Annotated in this window: 10 protein-coding genes and 1 pseudogene; all 11 read right to left on the minus strand. The window is 62.8% G+C overall.

What is annotated here, in order from left to right:
* Positions 1-126: 126 nt before the first annotated feature.
* Positions 127-1,143 (minus strand): tyrosine-type recombinase/integrase, encoded by a 1,017-nt coding sequence (locus ACN0Q0_RS17510; RefSeq protein WP_284727595.1) that lies wholly within the window; start codon positions 1,141-1,143, stop codon positions 127-129.
* 50 nt (positions 1,144-1,193) lie between these two features.
* A pseudogene (locus ACN0Q0_RS17515) lies at positions 1,194-1,325 on the minus strand (hypothetical protein); the annotation flags it as partial.
* Positions 1,326-1,341: 16 nt separating this feature from the next.
* Complete coding sequence (locus ACN0Q0_RS17520; protein WP_417244475.1) at positions 1,342-1,674, minus strand: hypothetical protein; 333 nt, start codon at positions 1,672-1,674, stop codon at positions 1,342-1,344.
* A gap of 49 nt (positions 1,675-1,723) precedes the next feature.
* Positions 1,724-1,873, minus strand: coding sequence for a hypothetical protein (locus ACN0Q0_RS17525; protein ID WP_417244476.1), 150 nt, complete (start codon positions 1,871-1,873; stop codon positions 1,724-1,726).
* On the minus strand, positions 1,870-2,280 hold the full coding sequence (locus ACN0Q0_RS17530; protein ID WP_417244477.1) for a hypothetical protein: 411 nt from the start codon (positions 2,278-2,280) through the stop codon (positions 1,870-1,872). The genes ACN0Q0_RS17525 and ACN0Q0_RS17530 overlap by 4 nt, the downstream gene beginning before the upstream one ends.
* A 15-nt stretch (positions 2,281-2,295) precedes the next feature.
* Complete coding sequence (locus tag ACN0Q0_RS17535) at positions 2,296-2,508, minus strand: hypothetical protein (protein WP_417244478.1); 213 nt, start codon at positions 2,506-2,508, stop codon at positions 2,296-2,298.
* Complete coding sequence (locus ACN0Q0_RS17540; protein ID WP_417244479.1) at positions 2,505-2,981, minus strand: hypothetical protein; 477 nt, start codon at positions 2,979-2,981, stop codon at positions 2,505-2,507. Before ACN0Q0_RS17540 ends, ACN0Q0_RS17535 begins: the two co-directional genes overlap by 4 nt.
* Before the next feature lie 10 nt (positions 2,982-2,991).
* Positions 2,992-3,357: a hypothetical protein gene (locus ACN0Q0_RS17545; RefSeq protein ID WP_417244480.1), complete on the minus strand. Its 366-nt coding sequence runs from the start codon at positions 3,355-3,357 to the stop codon at positions 2,992-2,994.
* Between the two features lie 181 nt (positions 3,358-3,538).
* On the minus strand, positions 3,539-4,579 hold the full coding sequence (locus ACN0Q0_RS17550; protein WP_417244481.1) for a dATP/dGTP diphosphohydrolase domain-containing protein: 1,041 nt from the start codon (positions 4,577-4,579) through the stop codon (positions 3,539-3,541).
* A gap of 28 nt (positions 4,580-4,607) precedes the next feature.
* Positions 4,608-4,895: a hypothetical protein gene (locus ACN0Q0_RS17555; RefSeq protein ID WP_417244482.1), complete on the minus strand. Its 288-nt coding sequence runs from the start codon at positions 4,893-4,895 to the stop codon at positions 4,608-4,610.
* A gap of 16 nt (positions 4,896-4,911) precedes the next feature.
* The coding region (locus tag ACN0Q0_RS17560; RefSeq protein ID WP_417244483.1) for a recombination-associated protein RdgC at positions 4,912-5,502 on the minus strand (591 nt) is incomplete at its 5' end.

The raw sequence follows: 5,502 nt of genomic DNA on the forward strand, positions 1-5,502 counted from the left end.
GATTTTGCTCTGGGCGGATTCAAAATCCGCCGCTTAATAGGCGTGTCGGTTCGAGTCCGACCACCGGCACCACCTTTGAAAACAGTCGCTTACGAGCGGCTGTTTGCGTTTCTGGCCTACCTCCTTTTAGTGCGTCGCCGCGTTTTCGCCGCGTTTTTGATTTAGGAATGACGGCAGCTTGATGGCCACGCTGTCGAGATCCTTGTCGAATATGTGCGAGTAACGGCTGGTGACGATCAGGCTCGAGTGCCCCAGCAGGTCGCGCACTGTTGTCATGCTTTCACCAGCCTGCGCCAGCATGCTCGCATAGCTATGGCGCAGATCATGAAAGCGCAGATCCGGACGGCCCACCGCCTTGCGCGCGTCTTCCCATGTCTTGCGCAACCGCGCATAGGTGGTATCGAATGGCAGGGCGTGTAACCATGGCAGTGCATCCTCTGGCACCGGCACCACTCGAGCTTTGCCCGATTTGGTCTGATCTGGTCGCAGCAGTATGCGATTGCCGTGGATGTTTGAAGGCTCCAGCGCGAGCAGTTCGCCCTGGCGCAGTCCCGTCAAGGCTGCCAGGGCGATCACCCGTTTGTCGGTCTGCCGCTTGTCTGGTATCGCTTCCATCAGGCGTGTCAGCTGATCGGCATCGAGGTAGACATGGCGCTCATTCTTGGGCGTCTTCTTACGGATCTTGTCGCCTAGCGGGTGGCTGATCCAGCCCCACTCGATATACGCCAGATTGAGCACCCGCTTTACCACCTGCAGGTGGTTATTGATGGTGCTTTGAGCGCGTCCCGCCTTCCTGAGATGGCTTGCCATCTCTCTCGCCTTATCGACCGTTTCCTGGCCGATCAGCACATCCTCGCCCATATACGCCGCCACCGGCCTGATGGCCTTTGCCTGGCTGGCCACGTCGTACTCGCTGACCCAGCGCTCTAATCCCTCGAGGAATGTGCGCCGGCGCTCCCGCCCCATGGCCTCGCCCTGGAAAGCGGCCTCATCTAATGCCGCCTCTCTGGCTGCTGCATACTCTCTGGCTTGCTTCTTTCCTTGCTTCTCGCCCGCAAAAGATCGCTGATGCCGCCGACCGTTGCTGATCTCTGTGACCACCCATTGGTCGCGGTCCTCGCGGTATCTGATTTTGATTCCCATCTGGTGCCCTCTTCTACGTTGGGGCCACGCTTGCACCCCTCAGCATATTCTTTAACCGCATCAGGCTCAAAACGTATTGACTTGCCGAGTCGCACAAACCCTATTTCATGCTTGTGCGTATAGACCCAGCTGATGCTCATGCTCAGCTGGCGCGCTACCGTCTCCGGTGTGAGCAATTCCATCGTGATCGCCTCTCTATCAATCGCCTTGATACCTGCCGGACCCGTACCCCATGGCCTGGCGTTCCTGCTCTGCCTGCTGCCGTGTCTTGTGCTGCTCCACTGCCTCGCGCACGCCAGGCACCCTCAGCAGCTGCGCATGCGCGCGCCGCCAGTGATCGCGCCGGCGGCTGATCATGGCGATCAGATCCTCAGCCGGCAGCGCCTCGCCATCAGGGGCGGCGTATCCAGTGCCGTGGCAGTGGGCGCATGGTGAGGTGTGGAACGTGCCGCGATATTCGCCGCGCCCGTCGCACTGAGGACACGCACCGTGATCTGGCGGCACCCATTCCGCCTGTGATACCTGCCGCATCTGACCCTCCTCGCGGGCATAAAAAACCACCTCGAGGGTGGCGTGGTGTCTACTGTTTTCGCTGCCGGTATTCGTGCAGCGACTCTCGCCGGCGTCTGCCGATCACCCTGGCGCGCCAGCAGCTGGCCATCAGTGCGCCCATCAGCGCGATGCCGATCACCACCACTGTCATCAGTGCCACGGCCACTGGATCTGTCATGATGCGATCCTCGCCGCCTGCTCGCATCGAGCCAGGGCGGCATCCTCGCGCATGATCCGGCCGGTGATCATGCTGGCCAGCGCCGGCGTGATCTCTCTGGTGGCGCATGCCGTCTGTAGGTCGCTCAGCTCCGCGCGCAGCTGGGTACGCTTTTGCTCGATGGTAGGCTCGACCGGCTCAGGCGGGGCGGTGGCCACCGCCTCGCGTCTAGCGGCCCACTCCTCAAGATCCGCTACTCGGCAAAACCAACGGCCTCGCGCAACTTCGATAGCCTGGCGCACGCCTTTGGCCATCATGTAAGCATCGCGCCCATTGAGGCTGGCGCGCAGATCGCCCAGCTCAGCAGCCAGATGCTCAAGCTGGCCGGCGAGATCCTGCTGGGTGCCCTTGTGTGTTGCGATCATCATGCCTCGCCCTCCGTCTCAGTATTCAAAATCAACCTTAAAATCGACGCTGCATTTCGGGCATGTCACGTTAACGTCGGTCGTCCATCTTGTGTCACGCTCGCAAACATCAAACGTTCGGTCAGACAATGCGGCGTTAACCCAGTCCTGTTCAAACAGGTCGATGGCTTCGCCGCATTCTGGGCACTCGGTGTCGAGCGATATGCACCAGGTAGCTTTCGGATTGCTCATGCCTCGCCCTCCGCCTGCTTGCGGTACTCGGCGATCATTTCAGCTATTCGCTCGCGACAGTGGCCAGCGCCCATAGCCTTGTTGGCGTAGTTGACGCCCTGCCCCACGACCATCTCGTCGCCATCGCCATCTGTCTCTGTGTACTTGTAGGACATTTCCCGCTGGCCGCACTCAATGCTCATGCAGATCGACCCAGCCTCTTCCAGCGCCTCAGACTTCATGCGTGCGTCGCGGGCGGTGAGGCTCGCGTCAGGTCCGCGTGAGCGCGACGAAAGGCTATTCATTCGATGCAAGGCCAGCGCCGCATCTTTGTCGAACTCATCAAGAAACTCGCTGGCATGGCGCATTGCCGATAAGCATTCATCAAGCCACGCCGCCAGAGCGTCCCGATCCGCCTCCACCTTCAGTGCCGCCTCACGAAAGCGGTTTTTTTGCTCGATGGTGACCATCGGCATATCGCTTAAATTGGTCATCAGTGAATCCTCAGAATCTGTTGTTTGCGTTATCGTCGAGCGCTTCGATCATCTGGCGGTGAAGCCAGTAGCCGCTGCCGATGGCGTTGAGTCTGTTGCTGCCCAGGTAGTCGCAGGCGTCGTGCAGGGCGCGCTCAGCCCTCTGCAGCTGCACGGCTTTGTCATGGACCATGCGCCCCAGCCCGTCGCGCTCAGCCTTCACCGCTGCCAGCTCCGCCTGCACCCGCTCGCGGCTGGTGATCTCGGCATGGTGGTCACGCTCCAGCTGCTCGATAGCCTCAGCGGCCGCGATCAGTGCCTCGAATGACGCGCGATCGTGGCGCAGCTGGGCTACCAGGGCGGCAGCTCGAATGGCTGCCCCGTGCTGTTGGCTCATTGGTCATTGCTCCGATGCTTGGCGTGGCGGATCTTGCGCGCCGGCCCCAGCAGGGGCGGCTGGCCTTCCTCGAGCAGCCAGGGCATGACGTGCAGGCACTGGCCGCATTGCTTCTCATTGGTGCTGGAGTACAAGACCAGGCGATGGCTGCCGCATTGAGTGCATCGCTTGGTGGATCTGCTCACTGGTCAGCATCCTGAATGGTGTAGTGGTGGGGGTGCTTATCGGCATGCCTGGCGATCAGGCGCGCGACTTCCGGCGTCAGCTTGTCGATGGCATTGAGATAGCCGCCAGGGATCATGCGATCATCCGTCATCATGCCGGCCTCCTCCGCGTCGATCAGGATGGCGAGGCCGGCCAAGGCGTGCGCCAGGTGGCTCAGCCCGCTGTCGGGTGCCAGATCCTCGCCCTCAAACCAGGCATTGAGGTGGCGCATGCTGGCGCTGACATAGGTGGAGGCCCGCACCCCAGCTGGCCGCCAATTGGTGCGCCCGTATTTGAGAGCGCCATCCATCAGGGCGAGTGATCCGTGCGCGGTGGCGGTGGCCGGCCATAGGTGCAAGGGCAGTTTGCCCGCGCCTAGTGCGTCCTTGGGATTGCTGGCCTTGCTGTCGGGGTAGTGCTCGCCGGTGCCGCCGTTCTGGCCGATGTGATCGAGGCGCTGCTCACTCTCTGGCCAGTCGCTCTCTGCGATCTGCTGTCGCATCCGTCGCCATTCGCTATAGCCAATGGCATCGCGCACCCCGTACCCGCGCGAGCGCACCAGCCACCCATCGCCCGCGCCTGGCTCAAACCACTGCCAGCCCTCGAGCGCTTCGGGTAGCGCCGCCAGGTCATCAGGATCATCAGCGGGCATGGGCCACACCGTCAGATGCTTGGCCAGCTCGAGCAGGGCATCATCGAGGCCCAGGCGGGGCACCACGCTGTCAGCAAACGGCTTGCCGATGTCGCGGGGGTGCGTTGCGCGGGCATCCTTTTGCGCCGGCTGCTCGAGGCGCTGCAGCTTTTCTATCAATGCGCCTTCCCATTGCTCGCGGGTGACGCTGATGCGACCGCCGTGATCGGCTATCAGGCTGTAGTGCCATTGGTTATCTTGCGGCCCTTTCTCCCAGCCCTCGCGGTGGCCGTCCTCAGTGGGGGCCGGCTGGCTGCAGTGGTCGGCCGGTGACGGCCATGCCGGCAGGGTGGTCACCAGCTTCTCTATCAGATCATCGCGCGTCATGGTGTTGCGTCCTTGGGTAGTGGTGGCATCAGGCGGGCCCGTAGTATGTCGAGGCGTAATCGCCCAAGCGCTTGGCCGTGGCGAGCCTGCCGGCGGGAGTGCGCAGCAGGTGCGCTATCACCTCCTCGCGGGTAGGCGGTGGCACTGGCTTGCGTGATCGAGTCGCCGGCCCCAGCAGCGCGAGTGCGTCGGATCTCCCGATGCGTGTCATGCGTGACAGCAGCGTGCCCCGCATGATGCCGCGCGCAGCAGCGTGCTCGATCATCGGGGCGGTGATGCCGTCGATGGTGACGATGCTTTGCAGTCCCAGTGCCATGCGTCTCTCCTTATTCCTATGCGGTGGGCTGAGCCTCGCCGCCCATCCACTCGATCAGGCCGGCCACCGCGTCCTCGAGCACGTTGGCCATCAGCAAGAAATCAGCCTCGAGTCGCGCCGCGGCGTCCTCCTCATCATCTGAGGCGTTGGCCTCCTCGATCACCGCATCAGCGAATCGCAGCCCTTTGATCGAGAGGTCATCGCCCAGGGTGAAGGCCACGCGCCCGTCGATCTCGATGGCCAGGCTGGTGGGTATCCGGCCCAAGCTCAGCGCCGTCTGGATCTCCTCGCCATCGAGGTCGAATAGGCGGGCGCGCAAGACGCCATCCTCGCCGCCAGGCGCTGCCAGCGTGACGGCATCGCCAATGATCAGCCCATCCGGCCGTGCCTCTGGTCGCGTCAACCATTCGCCCATCACCTGGCTGGGCGGCCGCTGCACCGCGATGGGCGTCACCTTCAAGCTGCCCAGCGACTGGCGCAGCAGGTCGAGCACCTGCTCTGCCTTCGATGCGCTGCTGGCGTTGACCGCTATCATGCCGGCCTTGCGGCACCACCAGAGATCAGTGCGCCGTGACTGGGTGAAGGCTCGCGGCAGCAGCTCCTCGAA

This window comes from Celeribacter sp., assembly GCF_048259695.1.
Classification (GTDB): Bacteria; Pseudomonadota; Alphaproteobacteria; order Rhodobacterales; family Rhodobacteraceae; genus Celeribacter.

Bases quoted from the DNA above. Each gene is read 5' to 3' on its own strand.
- ACN0Q0_RS17510 (WP_284727595.1), bottom strand. From the start codon at position 1,143: ATGGGAATCAAAATCAGATACCGCGAGGACCGCGACCAATGGGTGGTC.
- ACN0Q0_RS17520 (WP_417244475.1), bottom strand. From the start codon at position 1,674: ATGCGGCAGGTATCACAGGCGGAATGGGTGCCGCCAGATCACGGTGCG.
- ACN0Q0_RS17525 (WP_417244476.1), bottom strand. From the start codon at position 1,873: ATGACAGATCCAGTGGCCGTGGCACTGATGACAGTGGTGGTGATCGGC.
- ACN0Q0_RS17530 (WP_417244477.1), bottom strand. From the start codon at position 2,280: ATGATGATCGCAACACACAAGGGCACCCAGCAGGATCTCGCCGGCCAG.
- ACN0Q0_RS17535 (WP_417244478.1), bottom strand. From the start codon at position 2,508: ATGAGCAATCCGAAAGCTACCTGGTGCATATCGCTCGACACCGAGTGC.
- ACN0Q0_RS17540 (WP_417244479.1), bottom strand. From the start codon at position 2,981: ATGACCAATTTAAGCGATATGCCGATGGTCACCATCGAGCAAAAAAAC.
- ACN0Q0_RS17545 (WP_417244480.1), bottom strand. From the start codon at position 3,357: ATGAGCCAACAGCACGGGGCAGCCATTCGAGCTGCCGCCCTGGTAGCC.
- ACN0Q0_RS17550 (WP_417244481.1), bottom strand. From the start codon at position 4,579: ATGACGCGCGATGATCTGATAGAGAAGCTGGTGACCACCCTGCCGGCA.
- ACN0Q0_RS17555 (WP_417244482.1), bottom strand. From the start codon at position 4,895: ATGGCACTGGGACTGCAAAGCATCGTCACCATCGACGGCATCACCGCC.